Raw genomic sequence first — 16,762 nt, 5'->3', positions numbered from 1 at the left:
TGTACCGTATGCCGTAAGAACGTGCACTTCAATCAACCTTGGCGCCGTTTCGTTAACTTGAAGTTAATGAAACAATGGGCAATTCTGATAGCAGCGCGCCAACAGAACGCGCCCGGAGGAGACCCTGCCATGGCAATCGATGACGACATCACCCTGAAGAAGCTTGAGGTGTTCCAGTCCTTCATGACGCTGGGCAACATGGCGCGCGTTTCGGAAGCGCTGGGGCAAAGCACGGTGAGCGTGCACCGCGCGCTGCATTCGCTGGAAGAAGGGCTGCGCTGCCCGCTGTTCAAGCGCGACGGCCGCAAGCTGATTCCGCTGTCGACCGCCTATGTGTTTGCCGAGCACGTGGAGCGCATCCTGGCCGAATGCGAAGCCGGCGTGCGCCGCACGCGCGAAGCGGCGGGGTTTTCGTCAACCACGCTGAAGATCGGCGGGCTGTATTCAATGACGGTGGGCACGCTGCCGCGCATCTTTGCGGGCCTGAAAACACGCCGCTCCGCGCTCGACATCGAACTCACGCTGGGCTCGAACCGCAGCCTGCTCGCCAAGCTCGAAGACGGGCAACTCGACGCCATCGTCATCGCGCTGGGCGAGCCGCTGCGCAATCCCGATCTGCTGACCGTGCCGATGTTTGACGACGAGATCCTCTTTGCCGCGCCGCTCGGCTCGCCGTATGCGTCGTCAGCAGAGATCGATTTGCAAACCGTGCGCAGCGAAAAGTTCGTCGCGCTCGGCGACGACTTTGCGACGTATCACGACTTCATGGCCGCCTTTGACAAGGCCGGCTTTGCGCCGCAGATTGCGCTGCGCGTGGGCGACATCTTCTCGCTGATGAACCTCGTGAGCGGTGGTATCGGCTACGCGCTACTACCGCGCCGCGTGGCCGATTTCAGCCCCAAGGTGCAACTGATTTCGCTGGCCGCACGCTATGCCATCAGTCAGCACATCGTGCTGGTGATGCAGCGCAATCGGGAGCGCGATCCGAATCTGTTGGCGTTGTCGGCGGAGTGTCGGTTGCTGGGCGCGCGATAACGTTGATCATGTGTGCCGCACCACGTGAAAGTCTTCTTCCGCTGTGGGCGCAACGAAGTGGCGCGTGATCTCTTCAGACTCCGTGTCTCAGTCCTTCATGCTGAAGCATCAGCGGCGCGCTTTTCGCTCATGGGCCATACCCGACGTTCGAATTCATGCGGCGGAACCGGCGTCGAATAAAGAAAGCCCTGCGCAAAATCGCAATCGACAGCCTTGAGAAAATCCCGCTGCTCGGCGGTCTCCACACCTTCGGCAATGACTTTGAGCCCCAATTTGTGTGCCAGGACGACCATTGCCTCGCACAGCGCCTGGTTGTCTTCGTCAAAGCTCAGGTTGTAGACGAATGAACGATCGATCTTCAGGTAGTCAATATCGAAGCGCTTGAGATACGCAAGCGACGAGTAACCGGTTCCAAAGTCGTCGATCGAGATCCCGATGCCCGCGCTGCGCAAAGTCAGCAGCGTCTCGTCCGTCCGCGATTCGGCCTGCAATAGCAGCCCTTCCGTGATTTCCACCATCACGCTCTGAACCGGCAAGCCTTCGCGCGCAAGGAAGTCGGACCATCGCGCGCACAGTTGGCCATCCTGGCGCATCTGCACCGGAGACATGTTGACGCTGATCTGGAAAGACGGATGGAATTGATCGCGCCATTGGCGCGCCTGTTGCACCGCCTGCTTGAATACCCAATCGCCGATGGGGACGATGAGGCCCGTGTCTTCCGCCACGGAAATGAAATCATGCGGGCTGATGGTGCCGCGCTCCGGGTGCAGCCAGCGGATCAGCGCCTCGGCTTTGCAAACCTCGCCCGTGGCGAGCTCCACGATGGGCTGGTAGTAGACCTGAAACTGGCCGCTGGGCAGCGCGGCGCGCAAATCGCTGGTGAGCCGCAGGCGCTGTTCGGCCTCCACCTGCATGTCGGGCTTGAAGTAACTGAAGCGATTGCGCCCGGCGTTTTTGGCCGCATACATGGCTTGATCGGCGTTCTTGAACAGCACGTCAAGATCGTGGGCGTCGTCGGGGTAGAAGGTGACGCCAACGCTGGCAGAAATGAAGGCCTCGTCCGTGCCCAGTTTGAATGGCTCGGCCAACTTGCCGATGATGGTCCTGGCGATCCGTTCAACGCTCTCCGCGTCATCCAGATTGGGCAGGATGACGGTGAACTCATCCCCGCCCAGACGGGCGACCGTATCCGATTGGCGCACGCACGAACCGATGCGCTTGCCGGCCTCGATCAGTAACGTATCTCCCCTATCGTGCCCGAGCGAGTCGTTGACTTCCTTGAAGCGGTCGAGATCGATCAGCATCAACGCCATGCGCCGCCCGATATGGCCTGGCTGACTGGCTTCCTGGGCGAGGCGCTCATGGAACATCTGGCGATTCGGCAGGCCCGTCAGTGCATCGAAATTGGCCTGTTTCCAGATGGTGGCCTCAAACGCCATCCGGTCGGAGAGATCACGACCGACCGCCAACACGGAATGCACATTGCCGGCTTGGTCGGTCTCCGGCGTGAGGCGGACGTGCGAGCATTGTTCCTGCCCATCCTTGCCGGCCCATCTCAGTTCGAATTGCGCGCTTGTGCCGCTTGAAATGACGTCGCTGATGATCTTTTCGTAGACGCGCGCGTTGTCGCCGCCGGGGAGTTCCGAGGGCCGCTTGCCGAGCGCTTCCGTAAGGCTGCAACCAGCCAGGGCACAGAACGCAGGGTTGGCGTAAATGCGGCGGGACTCGCGGTCATAGCGGGCAATCGTATCTGGGGAGTTCTCGATCAGTGTGCGCGACTCCCGCTCCCGCGTGACGAGCTCTGCCGTCCGTTCGATGACGGTTTGTTCGAGCGAGGCATTGATCTCGTTGATCTTCTGGATCTTCTGCTTGATCGCTTCGCGCATTCTCTCGAAGCGCTGCGCGAGCCTGCTCAGTTCGTCCTTGGCGCGGGCCCCGGCTTCCTCGTGCTTTCCTTCGTCGACCTGGGCGCCGGCATCGTCGCAGGTATCGTGCACCTTGCGCACCAGCTCCCTGAGCGGCGCAGAAATGCTGTGCGAGATGAAGTAAGCAAGGAAGATCGACAGCAGAACCCCCGAGATGCCGACCAGCGCGATCTGGTTTCGCACCGCTTGTGCCTCGGCCGTCAGTTTTTTCTCCGCAATGGTGCTCACCACGAACCAGGTCGTGCCGGGGATTTTGGCGTACGCAGTCAAATAACGTCCTCCGCGCTTTCCCTCGACCGCAACAAAGCTTCGCGCCTCGCCCGATGTCGCGTTGCGCGCGAGGTTTTCGAGCAGGCCGGGTTCGGGTAGTGCGCCGATATCATTCGAGGCGTCGGCGGCCCGGATGATGACCTCGTTACTCGCATCGAGAATGTAGATTTGCGTACCGCTGCCCGTGGCGACGTCGTTGAAGATGGTCGAGAAGTATGCGGGGCGGACGATCAGCACCAGATTGCCGAGCTGGCGGTTGCTGTTCTTGTCGATGATGGCGCGCACCACCCCGACGTTTTGCTGTCCAACACCGTTGTCGTAGCTGCCCCAGTACGTGTGCGCATGCTCGTCCTGAGCGCGTGAGACGAGGCGTGTCACACCCTGGGTCAATTGCGTGGCGGCCTGGGTGTCGAGAATCCGGTTGTTCTTGTCGAGCAGATACTTCTGGTTGATGAAATCAACCGATCCGTAATGCTCGAGGAGCAGCCGCGCCATGTCCTGGCGTGCCTCGCTTTGCTCCTTGCCGTTGCCGCTCGCAGCCCTGGCAAGCGCGCCTTGAACCCGATTGGAGAGCACCAGCAAGTTGCTTTCCGTCTCGATCTGCCGCATGCGCAATTCGATGTTTCTCGAGACTTGCTTGACCACCTCCTTCGAGAAGATCTCTGCGTTCTCCTTGATCGCCGCGATCGAGTTCACATACGAAATGCTGGCCGAAATGCAGATCGGCAGCAGAGACAGCAGGATGAACGCGGCAACCAACCGGTGGCGAATCTCAACGCGGCGAAGCAGGTCCTGTGAGAGATAGTCGAAAGCGCGCTGCAGCAACCGTGGGATCGAGTTCATTTGTAGTGCATCTTCGCTTCATTCTTGACCGATTCGTCGAGTCGCTTCGCCGCTTGGCTGGGCGACATCTTCTTGAGCAACACGTCCTGCATCAACCCATGCAGCGACTCGAGCGTGTTTGAAGGCAGCGTCGAATAGTACGGGCTGGCAGTCACCAAATAGCGGCTGACCGTATTCGTGTAGTCGACGATTTCCGGGTCACTGACGGCCGTTTCCGCGTCTTGCTGGAACGGGGAGATGTTGTGGCGCTTTCTCTGCAGAATCGGGAAGCCTTTGCCGGCGATGAATTCCAGAAAGCGCATTGCAGCTGCCTTGTTGGGCGTCTCGCATACGGCAAAGCCTGTCTCGCTGCCGAGCACGGGCACCATCTGAGCGCCGCGCTTGTTCCATGGCGGGATGAATACGCCGACCGCAAAGCGATTGCCGTGCAGCAGCAGGCCCGCCGCCCAACTGCCCTGGAAGGCCATCGCCACCTTGCCTTCCTTGAAAAGACGCATGCCGTCGTCGTAGCCGGTTGCCATGAACGACGCCTGGACGTAGCCGCGCTCCGGCAGCAGTGCCATCCTGGCGAAGATATCAGCGACCTCGGGGGTGTCGAGATCCAGCGTGCCCTCGGCCATCTTGCTTTTCCAGTTCGGCTCGTGCGCGATCACGTTGTTGGCGAAGCCCGAGGCAAACGGTCCGTTTCCGAGCATGTTCGGGAATGCGCCGTTCAACATCATGGGCGTGAATCCTGCGCGTTTGAGTTGCGCGCAAACGCGCAGGAACTCGTCGAAATTTGCTGGCAGCTTGTCGATGCCCGCTTTTTCGAACATCTCGCGGTTGTAGTAGATCATCGTCGTTGCGACACCGCCCGAGATGCCGAACCCTTTGCCGCGGCGGCTGGTCCAGTCCCGCTTGAGCGGGGCGAGCATGTTCGTCCACGCCAATGTCTGGCTGACATTGGCAAGGACGCGCTGATCGGCCAGTTCGGCCGAATAGGCATTTGGGTTGACGCTCAAAAGATCGGGCATCGTGCCGGCAGCGACGCGGGGTTTGATGTTCTCTTCGACCGAATTGCCGATCATGAATTGAACGTCCACCTGCACATCGGGATTGAGCTTGCTGAACTCGGCAGCAATCTGAAGCATCTGCTCGGGCCAGTCCGGTGCCCAGATCAATGCCGTAATGCTGGTTCGGTGCGGCGAGGGCGAACTGGTGATGGTGGCGTCTTGCTGGTGGCAACCGGACAGAATCAGCAAACCGATCAGACCGGATAGCAGCCGGGCAAAGTGGCTTTGTCGCATATCACGCTCGCTTTCGGTTCGGTATGAGCCGGTTGGGCTCGCGAAGCAGGGAAGACTTCTCGCGGCCGCCCGTCGATCGGGGCGCTCGATATTGCTGAGCATTGATTGCCTGGAGATGACGGCGTGCGCCAGCAGCGCCCGCCACGCCCGGCAGATCGGGAAACCCATGCGACAGCCAGAATGCGGATAGTTGGGCATGACGACGAATAAGCTGATTAACCGCAACAGACGCAATCTGTTCATCGGCAGCCCACATGAATCCTTTAATGGTCGCGAGGCGCGGGCGTTTGTTTCCCATGTGGCTCAGCGCCTCAATGAACTTGGCACCTCGACAAATGGCAATCGGCAAACGTTTGGCTCATGACGAAGGCGTTGCCTGCCACCACCAGCGCGACCTTGGTGATCCTGCTCGCAGCGCGAGCCGAACTTGCATCCAATCACCCGCAGTTAGCGGGCAGGCCAATCGGCACCTATGGGCGCAAGCCAAACAACCCCTGCCAGAACGACTCGAACGCACGCCGCGGCACTGCAGATTCGTCGATTTTGGAGGCCGCGTCTTCGGGTGCGGGCGCTGGCTGCGCGTCGGACACCTCCGTTGCAGGCTTGGGGGAGCGCCGTGCTTCCTGCAAGGCCCACACGCTGTCGGCGATGCGTGCGGCGAGTTCTGCATCGCAGTCCCTGCCGAGCAGCACGCCGAACAGGACGTCGCGATGGTGGCCATCGTCGGCAAAACGCATGGCGATGGCGACCATCTTTTCGTAATGCTCCTGCGCAAGGCGTTCGCGCTCGCGTTGCGCTTCGCGCTCCTGTGCTTCCTGGGCATCGCGCTCCGCTTGCCAGCGCTGCATTTCCTGTGCGAATACCTCGTCGTAGACACGGCGCTGTTCAGCGTCGGAGAGGATCGAGTAGGCTTCGCGAATTTCCTGGAACGCCGCATAGGCCTCGGCTTCTCGGCCGGGGTTGCGGTCGGGATGCCACTTCATTGCGGCGCGGCGGTAAGCGCGCTTGATTTCGTCCAGGGTGGCGTCCGGCTGCACGCCGAGGGTCGCGTAGATGGTCGTCATGTGCGGTGTGGCGGCTGCCGGGGGGAAGGTCATCCTAGCATGGGTACGTGTGCATGCTGACCGGCCGCCCACCTGTGTCACCACACGCTGTTGAACCTTGTTGCATCAACGCATTCTCGCGTATATAGTTAGCCAAATGGATAACAATGGAATTGCGCTAGACGCGGTATTTCACGCGCTTTCGGACCCAACGCGCAGGGCGGTTATTCAACGGCTCGGTGAAGGGCCCGCGTCGGTAAGTGAACTGGCGGAACCATTCGACATGGCGCTGCCGTCCTTCATGAAGCACATGCGGGTGCTGGAAGACGTCGGGCTGGTCCGCTCGGAAAAGAGCGGCCGAATCCGGACGTGCACGCTCGAGCGCAAGAAGTTGGCCGCCGCCGAGCGCTGGTTTGAGCAACAGCACGCGATCTGGACGGGCAGGTACCGCAATCTGGACAACCTCTTAGAGAAACTCCAAGGAGAAGGCAATGAAGGCTGATCTTCGGTTTGATTTCGTGGTCGACATGCAAAAGAGCAGCCTCACCGTGAGGCGAGAGTTCGCGGCGAAGCGCCAGCTCGTGTGGGATTGCCATACGAAGCGCGAACTGCTCGATCAGTGGTTTGCGCCCAAGCCGCTCACCACCAAGACCAAGCATATGGAATTCAAGGAAGGCGGCTACTGGCACTACGCCATGATCACCCCCGATGGACAGTCGTTCTGGAGCCGCCTGGACTATCAGAAGATCAACCCGATCGACGGCTATGCGGCGCTCGATGCTTTTTCTGACGAAACCGGCGCCGTGAATCCGGATCTGCCCCGCGCCCGCTGGGATGTCACCTTTGCCGATGCGAAGGAACGCACCCTCGTCACGACTGTGGTGTTGTACAACTCGCCAGAGGACGTGCAGAAGGTCATCGACATGGGGTTGAAGGACGGGATGACCTCCACCATGGAGCGGCTCGACGAACTGCTGCTGACCCTGGCCGAGCGGGACGCGCTGGCTTAAGGCGGCGCTCGCAGATGAAAACGCCCCGAACAGATCGGGGCGTTTTGCGTTGGGTATGCGGCGTTGCGCTTCAGGTGACGGTTAACGTCCCATTCATCGTCTCGTGGCCCGAGCCGCAGAAGATGTCGCACAGGAAATCGAACGTCCCCGTCTTGTCGGGTGTGAGCGCCAGCCGCACGGTCTGCCCCGGCACCACATCGGCCCGTACGTTGAAATCCGGAATCGAAAAACCCATCAGGATGTCTTGCCCGGTCAGTTCGAACACCACGGGCACGCCGCGCTTGAGCGTGATCTTGTCGGGCGTGAACGTGAACTTGCGCGCGTGCACGCGGATGACCGTCGGGCCCTCGCCGTGCGCAACGCAGGCGAGCGCCGCACCCGCCGCAAGCACGGTGAACTGACGCAGCGCCAGCCGGCGCTTGGGGTTGTGTGCGATGAAGGCGCGCATGTCAGGTGGTCTCCGGGGTTTTGGTGGCAGTGGCTTCGCTGTTGGGTTGGATCGGCTGCTCGGCCAACGCCCAGGTGGCGGCATCCTGCTTGCCGTGCTCGGCGATGCTGCGCCAGCCCAGGCCGCGGTACGGTGCGGCAGCATCCCACGGGATCGGGTTGCGCTTGGCCTGCGAGCCCGGCGCGGGCAGCGGGAACATCAACGAGCGCGCGGAGTGGTGCGCGATGTGCCCGGTCATGTGGTGATGCTCCTGGTGGATGTGGCCGTAGAACACCGTCACGTTCGGGTGCGGCATCAGCAAGTCGATGACCTGCTGGCCATCGCGCGTGGCCCAGTCCCATTGCGGGTACAGGTCGAACAGCGGCCGGTGCGTGAACACGACGATGGGTGTGTGCTCAGGCACGGAACGCACATCCGCCGCCAGCCACACGAGTTGTGCATCGCCCACACGGGCGGACGGGTCGGACACGTTGTCGATGGCGATGAAGTGCACGCCCTTGTGATCGAACGAGTAATGCGTGCGGCCGAAGAGTTCGATATAGGCCTCGCCGTTGTCGAGCGAAGCGTCGTGCTCGCCCGGCATGTAGTGCACAACCGGCACCTTGATCTGCGCGGCAATGTCGCGAAATTCGGCCAGGCGCTTGCGGCGCTCGGCAGGGTCGTCGCTGATGTGGCTGAGGTCGCCCGTGAAGATGACGAAATCCGGCGCCGGCGACAGCGCATTCACCGCCGCAATCGCCTTGGGCAGCGTGCCTTGCGAATCCGGGTTCGGCGCGCCCTTGAAGCCCCAGTGCGTGTCCGATAACTGCACGAAATAGAAATCGTCTGGCTTGGCGCCGGCGGCGCGCGTGGTGGCCGCCATTGCCTGCCAGCCGGGCAGGCCGGATGCGTACACCAGACCGCCGACCGCGGCCAGTTGCAGGAACTGGCGTCGTCCGGGTTGCTTGCTCATGGGTGTCCCCTGCAATAGATGGCTGAGTATGGGAAGTGGGCCCAGCGCGATGGAAATGGAGGAAGCGCCGGTCCTGCCTGTCATACCGGCCGGCGTGCCCGCGTATTCCATAAGATTCGCGTTTTCACAAAATTTCTTCGGGGCGGGAATAAACTGGATTGCACCCAGGTATACGGAGGTCAACCGCCTCTAGGCTGCCATGCCCGACCTGCCAGACCCCATGCTCGATCTGCCCACCGACGCGCAGCGCTTTGCGCAGGCGGTGTTGCCGCATGTCGACGCCGCCTACAACCTGGCACGCTGGCTCTCGGGCGACGCGCAAGACGCCGACGACATCGTTCAGGAAGCCTGCCTGCGCGCGTTCCGGCTGTTCGGCGGGTTTCGCGGCGGCGATGGCCGTCCGTGGCTGCTCGCCATCGTGCGCAACACGTGGTTCTCGGAATGCGCGCGCCGCAAGCAGGCCCCGGCCCAGCCATGGGATGACGATGCAGCAGGCCAGGCGAATGACGACAGCGCCAGCTACGGTGTCGACCCCGCCGCGCTGCTCGCCCGCATCGACGATGTGCGCCGCGTGCATGCCGCGCTGGCGCAGTTGCCCGTGCCGTATCGCGAGGTGCTCGTGCTGCGCGAGCTGGAAGACCTGCCGTACCGCGACATTGCCGCCGTGGTCGACGCGCCCATCGGCACGGTCATGTCGCGGCTGGCACGTGCGCGGCAGCAACTCGCACGCCTATTGACGGAAGACAACGCGCCACCGCGCACCAATGTGACACCCATCCGCGCATCGGGCGGCATGGGAAACAGCACGAAGGAGGCCCGCCATGAACTGTGACGACATCCGCGCGCTGCTGGCTGCCCGCGCCGATGGCGAACTCGGTGCGGCCGACAGCCTGCGCATGGAAACGCATCTGGGCACGTGTGCCGCTTGCACCGACATCGCAGTGCGCCACGATGGCGTGGCGCGTGCGCTGCGCCAGGGGCTGCGTGCGCCGGCGCTGTACATGAAGGCGCCGGCGGGTTTGAGCGAACGTGTATTGCAGGCCGTGCAGGCAGAGTCCGGCGTGCGACCCGAATCGACCCGTGCGGGCGCGCCGCGCCGGACGGAATTTCCATGGCAGCGCTTGGCCAATTGGTTGATCACGCCATCGCGGGGGCTCGGCTTGGGATTGGGCGCAGCCGCGCTCGCGGCCGTGGCACTCGGTGTGGGCGTGCTGGTTGGCCGACCCGATATGGCTGCGCTCACCGCGCACGACATCACCGCAAGCCACGTGCGGGCGCTGCTGGGCGCGCGGGAGACGGATGTGCTGTCATCGGATCGCCACACGGTCAAGCCGTGGTTCAACGGCCGCATCGACTATGCGCCGCCCGTGACTGACCTTGCCGCACGCGGTTTCCCGCTCATCGGCGGGCGGCTGGACTACATCGACGGACGCCCGGTGGCGGTACTGGTCTACCGCTCGGCGCAGCATCCCGTCGATCTGTACGTACGCCCCGAGGCGGGCAGTGATACCGAGCCCGCGCTGCGCACCGAGCGCGGCTACCAGTTGATGGTCTGGCGCAGCGCCGGCATGGGCTACTGGGCCATCACCGATGCGTCTGCCGATGTGGTGCAGGCCTTTGCGCGGGCCGTGCGCGGCGGCTGAAAGACGGTCAGGTTTCCGCAAGCTGCTGCCTTTTGACCACAAAGGCTGCAAACGCTGCCGGCGGCACCGGCGGGCAGAAGAGGTGGCCCTGGCCGTAGTCACAACCTGCCGCCACCAGGATCGCCTTCTGCTCCTCGGTTTCGATGCCCTCCGCGATGACCTTGATGCGCAGCGCGTGCGCCATGCTCACGATGGCGCTGCACAGCGCGATGTCCTTCGGGTCATCTGCGAGGCTGCGCACGAAAGACTGGTCGATCTTGATGTAGTTGATGTCGAAGCGCTTGAGATACGACAGCGACGAATAGCCCGTGCCGAAATCGTCGAGCGCGATGTCAACACCCGCGCGCCTGAACTCGTGCAGGTGCTCGACCACCTCGGCGCTGTCGGCCATCAACGAGCCTTCGGTAATTTCGACGACCAGGCTGTGCGGTGGAAGCCCCCGGCGCTCCACCACCTTGGGCCAGGACTCGTTGCTCGACTGGTGCGCGCGGAACTCCAGCGGCGATTTGTTGACCGACACCTGCAGCGTGTTGTCGAGCGTGGCGTGCCATTGCGTGAGCTGATCCAGCGCCTGGTTCAGCACCCACTTGCCGATTTCGACGATCAGCCCGCTGTCTTCGGCCACCGGTATGAAATCCGCCGGATCGATCTCGCCCCGCACGGGGTGCGTCCAGCGGATCAGCGCCTCTGCCTTGCGCACCTTGCCCGTCAACAGATCGACGATCGGCTGATAGTGCACCGCAAGCTGGCCCTGCGTGAGCGCCACGCGCAAATCGCTGGTCACGCGCAGGCGTTCCTGCTCGGCGCGCTGCAATGCCGGGGTAAAGACGGCCCATTGATTGCGCCCCGCGCTCTTGGCCGCAAACATGGCCTGGTCTGCGCGCACGAGCAACGATTCCGCGCTGTCGGCATCGCGCGGGTACAGTGCCACGCCAATGCTGGCCGATACTTCCACGCTTTCCTCACCAAGCTGCAGCGGCGCCGCAATGCGTGCGAGCAGGGCGCGGATGATGGGCGTGGCCGCGCCGGCATCAGGCAGGTCCGGCAGGATGATGGTGAACTCGTCGCCCGCCAGCCGCGCGACCGTATCGGTGCCGCGAACGATGGCCGAGATGCGCCGGGCGATCTCCTTGAGCAGGACGTCGCCCTGGTCATGACCGAGCGTGTCGTTCACTTCCTTGAAGCGGTCAAGATCGATGAACAGCAGCGCGAGCTGTGTAGATGCCTGACGCGCTCGCGCGATCTCGTGGCGCAGGCGGTTGTAGAACATGTGCCGGTTGGGCAGATCGGTGAGCGCATCGAAGTTGGCCTGCCGCCAGATGACCTCTTCGGCCCGCTTCTTCTCCGTCATGTCGTGGATCAGCACAACCCGGCGCGGCTCGCCCAGCGTGCTGTCGGCAAACGTGTCGATGGTGAGCAGCGCGGGGAATTCGCTGCCGTCCTTGCGGCGGATCAGGTACTCGCCGCTCCACGTGCCCTTGGTTGAGACACCCTCGCGCATGGCGTCGATCACGGCGCGCTCGTTGCATTCGGAGCGGATGGCGTCGCTGGACTGGCCCTTGAACTCCTGCGCTGAATAGCCGGTGGTGACGGTAAAGGCGGGGTTCACGTCGATCACGTGCCCGTCGAGGGACGTCACCATCATCGCCTCGCTGCTCGACGCATAGACCATGGAGGCCAGGCGCAGATCTTCGATGTGCCGCTTGCGCTCTGCACCCCGGCGACGCAGCGTGAAATACAGCAGCGCGAGGAGCAAGGTGGAGGCGGCCGCCTCGACCAGCGCGGTGCGCCGATAGCCGTCGTAAGGCGCCAGCACCGAGGCCACCGACTCGCCCACCAGAAAGTAGAGCCCGATCTCCGGCACATGGTGATAGCCGATGATGCGCTCCACGCCGTCGGTGCCCGACACCACGCGGTAGCTGCCCGTTTCCAGCGCGCCCGGCTGGTTGAACTGGCGGCGGCGCGGCGGCTTTTCGATACCCGCGGTCGGGTTGGGCACGCGGGCCAGGACCTGACCTGACTCGCGGATGATCGTGGCCGCCCCGTCCTTGCCCACGGCCAGCGTATTGGCGAAGCTGGCGAACTGTTCCGGGCTGACCGACACGACGACGACGCCGGCAAACTGCCCGGCCCTGAGGATGGGCCGTGTGAACTGGATCGACCACTTTTTCGAGACCTTGCCTTGCACCGGATCGCTGATGAAGAGCACGTCGCGTCCGCCCGAATCCTTGTGGACGCGAAAGTGCTCGCGCTGGCTCAGGTCGACGCGTTCTGTTGTGGGGCCGATGCTGGAGTAGAGCAGCATCCCGTTCTCGTCGATCACGGAAACCTGGAAGGTCAGGTCGCGCACGGTCTCCTGCCGCTCGCGGATAACATGCTCGAATACTTCGCGGCCGGCCAGCCAACTCGCGCGCAGATCGAGCAAGAACTCCGACACGCGCCGCACGCTGCCAAGCGAGTATTCACCAAATGCCCGTGCCTCAACCTGCGTGCGGGCCTGCGCATCGCGTATCAGCCTGTCGTGCTCTAGGGTGAGTTGATGGAACGTGAACGACCAGATGAACAGCAGGCCCACGACCGCACCGATGTTGAGCGGCGACAACAGTTTGCTCCGCCATCGTTGCCGTGGCGGGGTATCTGTCGTGCCACCAGAAGAGGCCTTCGATTGCTCTGCGGGCATCCCCACTCCAGCGGTTGCGTGTCCAGTTGCCTAGGGCACGCGTGCCGCGTGCCTGGGTGTCGGCAATTCATGTGCATCTCACTCTATATCGGAGCGGGCCGCATGTGTCTTAACCCGACCGTGGAAGCAGGGCAGCAGGAGCGCAATCGTTTGCTTTTGGCAGGCAACACCCGGACTTACCGTGGGTTGCTGTTTGTGCGGCGCAACGCCTGCGGAGAGAAGCGCCGCGCGCAGGGGGCACGCGGGCGCCGGCGGGTCAGCGTTCGTAAAACGCGGCGTGTTTGTCTGCCATGTCGCGCAGCAGGGCTGGCGGCGCGAAGCGGCGGCCGTGCTGCGCAGCCAGCCGATCGCACAGCTCGACAAATGCGCTGACCCCAACCCGATGGATGTGCGAAACCGGCCCGCCGCGGAATGCCGGGAATCCCCAACCGAGCAGCGCACCCACATCGGCATCGCGTGGATCGGTTACCACGCGTTCATCCAGGCAGCGTGCGGTTTCTACGGCCTGCACGGTGATGAGCCGATCGACGAGCGTCTGCACGTCGGGTTGCGCAGCCGCTGCGGGGTACTCGTTCGCCAGCCCCGACCATAGCGCCTTCCTGCCGCCTTCCGGATAGTCGTAGAAGCCCTGGCCGGCCTTGCGGCCGATGCGACCCAGCGCCACCATGCGCTCGGCCACGGCTTCGCCCGGGCGCTCGATGTAGGCGGCGCCCAGGTCCGCGCGGGTCTGCTGGTTGACCTTGTGGATCAGTTCACTGGAAACCTCATCGATCAACGCAAGCGGCCCCACCGGCATGCCGGCCAGCAGCCCGGCGTTTTCGATCAGCGCAGGCGCCACGCCTTCGGCAAGCATCGCCAGGCCTTCCAGCACGTAGGTCGAAAACACGCGGCTCGTATAGAAGCCGCGGCTGTCATTGACAACGATGGGCGTCATGCCGATCGCCTTGACGTAATCGAGCGCTTGCGCCAGCGTGGCGCGCGTGGTCTGCCGGGCGACGATCACCTCCACCAGCGGCATCTTGTCGACCGGCGAGAAGAAATGCAGCCCGATGAAGTTGCCCGGACGCTGGCTGGCTTCGGCCAGACCCGTAATCGGCAGCGTAGACGTGTTGGACGCGAAGATGGTTTCCGGCGACAGCACGGCTTCTGCCTGGCGCGTCACGTCGGCCTTGATCTCGCGCTGCTCGAACACGGCTTCAACGACGAGCCCCGCGCCATCCAGGTCGGCGTAGGACGTGGTGGGCTGGATGCGCGCGAGCAGCGCTTCGGCCTGGTCGGCATGCAGGCGGCCGCGCTGTACCTGTTTCTCGACGAGCTTGCGGGAATAGTCCTTGCCGCGTTCGGCGGCTTCCTGCGTGGTGTCGAGCAGCACGACAGGCAGCCCCGCCTTGGCGGTGACGTAAGCGATGCCGGCGCCCATCATGCCCGCACCCAGCACGCCCACCTTGGCGTAGCGGCGCACCGGCACATCGGCGGGGCGCGCGGCCAGCTTGTTGGCCGCGTTCAGGCTGAAGAAGAGGGTACGGATCATCGCCCGTGCCTCCGGCGACAGCACCGCCTGCACGAAGTAGCGTGCCTCGGTTTTGAGGCCCGTATCGAGATCGGTGATGAGCCCCTCGTACACGCACGACAGGATACTGGCCGCTGCCGGATAGTTGCCGTAGGTCTTCTGCCGCAGCATGGCGTTGGCCGCAGTGAATAGCTGCTGCACGGCGGGGCTGGAGATGGCGCCCCCGGGCACCTTGTAGCCCTTGATGTCCCACGGTTGCTGCGTGCTGGTCTGGCCTTCGCCCAGCAGCCACGTGCGCGCAGCATCGGCTTCTTCCCCCGCGTTGACGACCGCATCGACAATGCCGAGCTTGAGCGCCTCGGCCGCCTTGATGCGCTTGCCCTCCAGCAGCATCGGCAGCGCCTTCTGCACACCAATCAGGCGCGGCAGACGCTGCGTGCCGCCGCCGCCCGGCAACAGGCCCAGCGTGACTTCCGGCAGGCCGAAGCGCGCGCGGGCGTTGTCGGCCGCCACGCGGTAGTGGCAGGCAAGCGCAATCTCCAGCCCGCCGCCCAGCGTGGAGCCCGGCAGCGCGGCGGCCACGGGTTTGCCGCACGTTTCCAGCTTGCGCAGCATGCGGTGCAGCTCGCACGTACGTTCATACAACGTGGCTGCGTCGTCGCTGGCCTGCAGCCATTCGAGGTCGCCGCCGGCAATGAAATCCGCCTTGGCGGAGGTGACGAGGATGCCCTTGACGCTTGCATCCGCGCATACGCGGTCGATGGCGGCAAAGAAGGCGGCGCAGGTTTCGCCGTTGAGCACGTTCTGTGCACGGCCCGGCTGGTTCCACGTGAGCGTGGCGATGCCGTCGGTGTCGATGGTGATGTCGATCATGTCAGCACGCTCCTTAAATGCGTTCGATGATGGTGGCGGTGCCCATGCCGGCACCGACGCACAGCGTGGCCAGGCCGGTGCTTGCCCCACGGCGTTCCAGCTCGTCGAGCAGCGTGCCGAGAATCATGGCGCCCGTCGCACCGAGCGGATGGCCCATCGCAATGGCGCCGCCGTTGACGTTGATGCGGTCATGCGGCACGGCCAGCACCTCCATGAAGCGCAGCACGACCGAGGCGAAGGCTTCGTTCAGTTCGTACAGGTCGATGTCGGATGCAGACATGCCGGCCCGCTTGAGCGCCTTCTCTGCTGCGTACGAAGGCCCGGTCAACATGATCGACGGCTCCGAGCCGATGCTTGCAAAGCTGCGGATGCGCGCACGTGGCTTCAGGCCCGCGCGCTTGCCGGCCTCGCGGCTGCCGATCAGCACGGCCGCGGCGCCATCGACGATGCCCGAGCTGTTGCCCGCGTGGTGCACGTGTTCGATGCGCTCCAGTTCCGGATAGCGCTGGCGGATCACCGCGTCAAAGCCGTATTGCTCGCCCAATTCCGCAAACGACGGTTTGAGCTGCGCGAGTGTGTCCACGGTGGTCTGCGGGCGGATCATCTCGTCGCGGTCGAGGATGGTCAGGCCGTTCTGGTCGCGCACCGGCACGATGGAGCCTTTGAACCAGCCGGCCGTGCTGGCCGCATGCGCGCGGCGGTGGCTCTCTGCGGCGTAGGCGTCGACGTCATGGCGGCTGTAGCCCCACTTGGTGGCGATGGTGTCGGCCGACACGCCTTGCGGCACGAAGTACAGCGGGATGGCGGCCGCCGGGTCGACCGGCCACGCGCCGCCGCTGGCGCCCATCGGCACGCGCGACATGCTCTCCACGCCGCCGCCGATGGCGAAATCGCTCTGCCCGGCCATCACCTGCGCAGCGGCCATGTTGCAGGCCTCCAGGCCCGAGGCGCAGAAGCGGTTGATCTGCACGCCGGCCGTGGTCTCGGCATAGCCGGCGGACAGCACTGCCACGCGGCCGATGCACGCGCCCTGTTCGCCCACGGGTTCCACGCAGCCGAGCACGACGTCGTCCACCAATGCCGTGTCGAGCTGGTTGCGATCGCGGATGGCGCGCAGCGCGGTCGCGGCCAGGCGCAGCGGCGTGACACCGTGCAGGCTGCCGTCCTTCTTGCCCTTGCCGCGCGGGGTGCGCACGGCGTCGTAGATATAGGCTTCCATAGCGTTGCGTCCTGATGGTCGTGCT

The 16,762-nt window shown here is 63.9% G+C and carries 13 protein-coding genes; 5 read left to right on the top strand and 8 right to left on the bottom strand.

Annotated features, from left to right (window positions below; all coding sequences use genetic code 11):
- Positions 1 to 129: 129 nt before the first annotated feature.
- On the top strand, positions 130 to 1,035 hold the full coding sequence (locus BEK68_RS17195) for a LysR substrate-binding domain-containing protein (RefSeq protein WP_024974404.1): 906 nt from the start codon (positions 130 to 132) through the stop codon (positions 1,033 to 1,035).
- 95 nt (positions 1,036 to 1,130) lie between these two features.
- Here the strand turns inward: BEK68_RS17195 and BEK68_RS17190 are convergent, their stop codons facing one another.
- From BEK68_RS17190 to BEK68_RS17180, 3 genes are all read right to left on the bottom strand, one after another.
- Positions 1,131 to 4,073 carry a bifunctional diguanylate cyclase/phosphodiesterase gene (locus BEK68_RS17190; protein WP_028866923.1) on the bottom strand — a complete coding sequence of 981 codons (2,943 nt, stop codon included), beginning with the start codon at positions 4,071 to 4,073 and terminating at the stop codon, positions 1,131 to 1,133.
- Positions 4,070 to 5,359: an ABC transporter substrate-binding protein gene (locus tag BEK68_RS17185; RefSeq protein WP_170816394.1), complete on the bottom strand. Its 1,290-nt coding sequence runs from the start codon at positions 5,357 to 5,359 to the stop codon at positions 4,070 to 4,072. The genes BEK68_RS17190 and BEK68_RS17185 overlap by 4 nt, the downstream gene beginning before the upstream one ends.
- Positions 5,360 to 5,829: 470 nt before the next feature.
- A complete protein-coding gene (locus BEK68_RS17180) occupies positions 5,830 to 6,423 on the bottom strand; it encodes a J domain-containing protein (protein WP_004632493.1) in 594 nt (197 codons plus the stop codon).
- A gap of 136 nt (positions 6,424 to 6,559) precedes the next feature.
- Between BEK68_RS17180 and BEK68_RS17175 the strand changes: the two genes are divergently transcribed.
- Both BEK68_RS17175 and BEK68_RS17170 read left to right on the top strand, forming a co-directional pair.
- A complete protein-coding gene (locus BEK68_RS17175) occupies positions 6,560 to 6,904 on the top strand; it encodes an ArsR/SmtB family transcription factor (RefSeq protein WP_065851840.1) in 345 nt (114 codons plus the stop codon).
- Positions 6,894 to 7,412, top strand: coding sequence for an SRPBCC family protein (locus BEK68_RS17170; RefSeq protein ID WP_004632497.1), 519 nt, complete (start codon positions 6,894 to 6,896; stop codon positions 7,410 to 7,412). Before BEK68_RS17175 ends, BEK68_RS17170 begins: the two co-directional genes overlap by 11 nt.
- Before the next feature lie 70 nt (positions 7,413 to 7,482).
- Here the strand turns inward: BEK68_RS17170 and BEK68_RS17165 are convergent, their stop codons facing one another.
- Together BEK68_RS17165 and BEK68_RS17160 are read right to left on the bottom strand one after the other, a co-directional pair.
- Positions 7,483 to 7,860 carry a cupredoxin domain-containing protein gene (locus BEK68_RS17165; RefSeq protein WP_065851800.1) on the bottom strand — a complete coding sequence of 126 codons (378 nt, stop codon included), beginning with the start codon at positions 7,858 to 7,860 and terminating at the stop codon, positions 7,483 to 7,485.
- A gap of 1 nt (position 7,861) precedes the next feature.
- Positions 7,862 to 8,812: a metallophosphoesterase family protein gene (locus BEK68_RS17160; protein WP_065851798.1), complete on the bottom strand. Its 951-nt coding sequence runs from the start codon at positions 8,810 to 8,812 to the stop codon at positions 7,862 to 7,864.
- Between the two features lie 199 nt (positions 8,813 to 9,011).
- Between BEK68_RS17160 and BEK68_RS17155 the strand changes: the two genes are divergently transcribed.
- Positions 9,012 to 9,644, top strand: a complete 633-nt coding sequence (locus BEK68_RS17155) for an RNA polymerase sigma factor (protein WP_024974398.1) — start codon at positions 9,012 to 9,014, stop codon at positions 9,642 to 9,644.
- Positions 9,634 to 10,455, top strand: a complete 822-nt coding sequence (locus BEK68_RS17150; RefSeq protein ID WP_028866866.1) for an anti-sigma factor family protein — start codon at positions 9,634 to 9,636, stop codon at positions 10,453 to 10,455. Before BEK68_RS17155 ends, BEK68_RS17150 begins: the two co-directional genes overlap by 11 nt.
- A gap of 7 nt (positions 10,456 to 10,462) precedes the next feature.
- Here the strand turns inward: BEK68_RS17150 and BEK68_RS17145 are convergent, their stop codons facing one another.
- The 3 genes from BEK68_RS17145 to BEK68_RS17135 form a co-directional block, all read right to left on the bottom strand.
- Positions 10,463 to 13,135 (bottom strand): bifunctional diguanylate cyclase/phosphodiesterase, encoded by a 2,673-nt coding sequence (locus tag BEK68_RS17145; protein ID WP_028866867.1) that lies wholly within the window; start codon positions 13,133 to 13,135, stop codon positions 10,463 to 10,465.
- Between the two features lie 256 nt (positions 13,136 to 13,391).
- Complete coding sequence (locus tag BEK68_RS17140; protein ID WP_065851793.1) at positions 13,392 to 15,518, bottom strand: 3-hydroxyacyl-CoA dehydrogenase NAD-binding domain-containing protein; 2,127 nt, start codon at positions 15,516 to 15,518, stop codon at positions 13,392 to 13,394.
- Between the two features lie 13 nt (positions 15,519 to 15,531).
- Positions 15,532 to 16,737 (bottom strand): acetyl-CoA C-acetyltransferase, encoded by a 1,206-nt coding sequence (locus BEK68_RS17135; protein WP_028866851.1) that lies wholly within the window; start codon positions 16,735 to 16,737, stop codon positions 15,532 to 15,534.
- Between the last annotated feature and the right edge of the window lie 25 nt (positions 16,738 to 16,762).

The sequence above is a fragment of the Ralstonia pickettii genome (assembly GCF_001699815.1).
Lineage (GTDB): Bacteria > Pseudomonadota > Gammaproteobacteria > Burkholderiales > Burkholderiaceae > Ralstonia > Ralstonia thomasii.
Note: the sequence above shows the minus strand (reverse complement) of the source record. Positions and strands in the feature narration are given on the sequence as shown.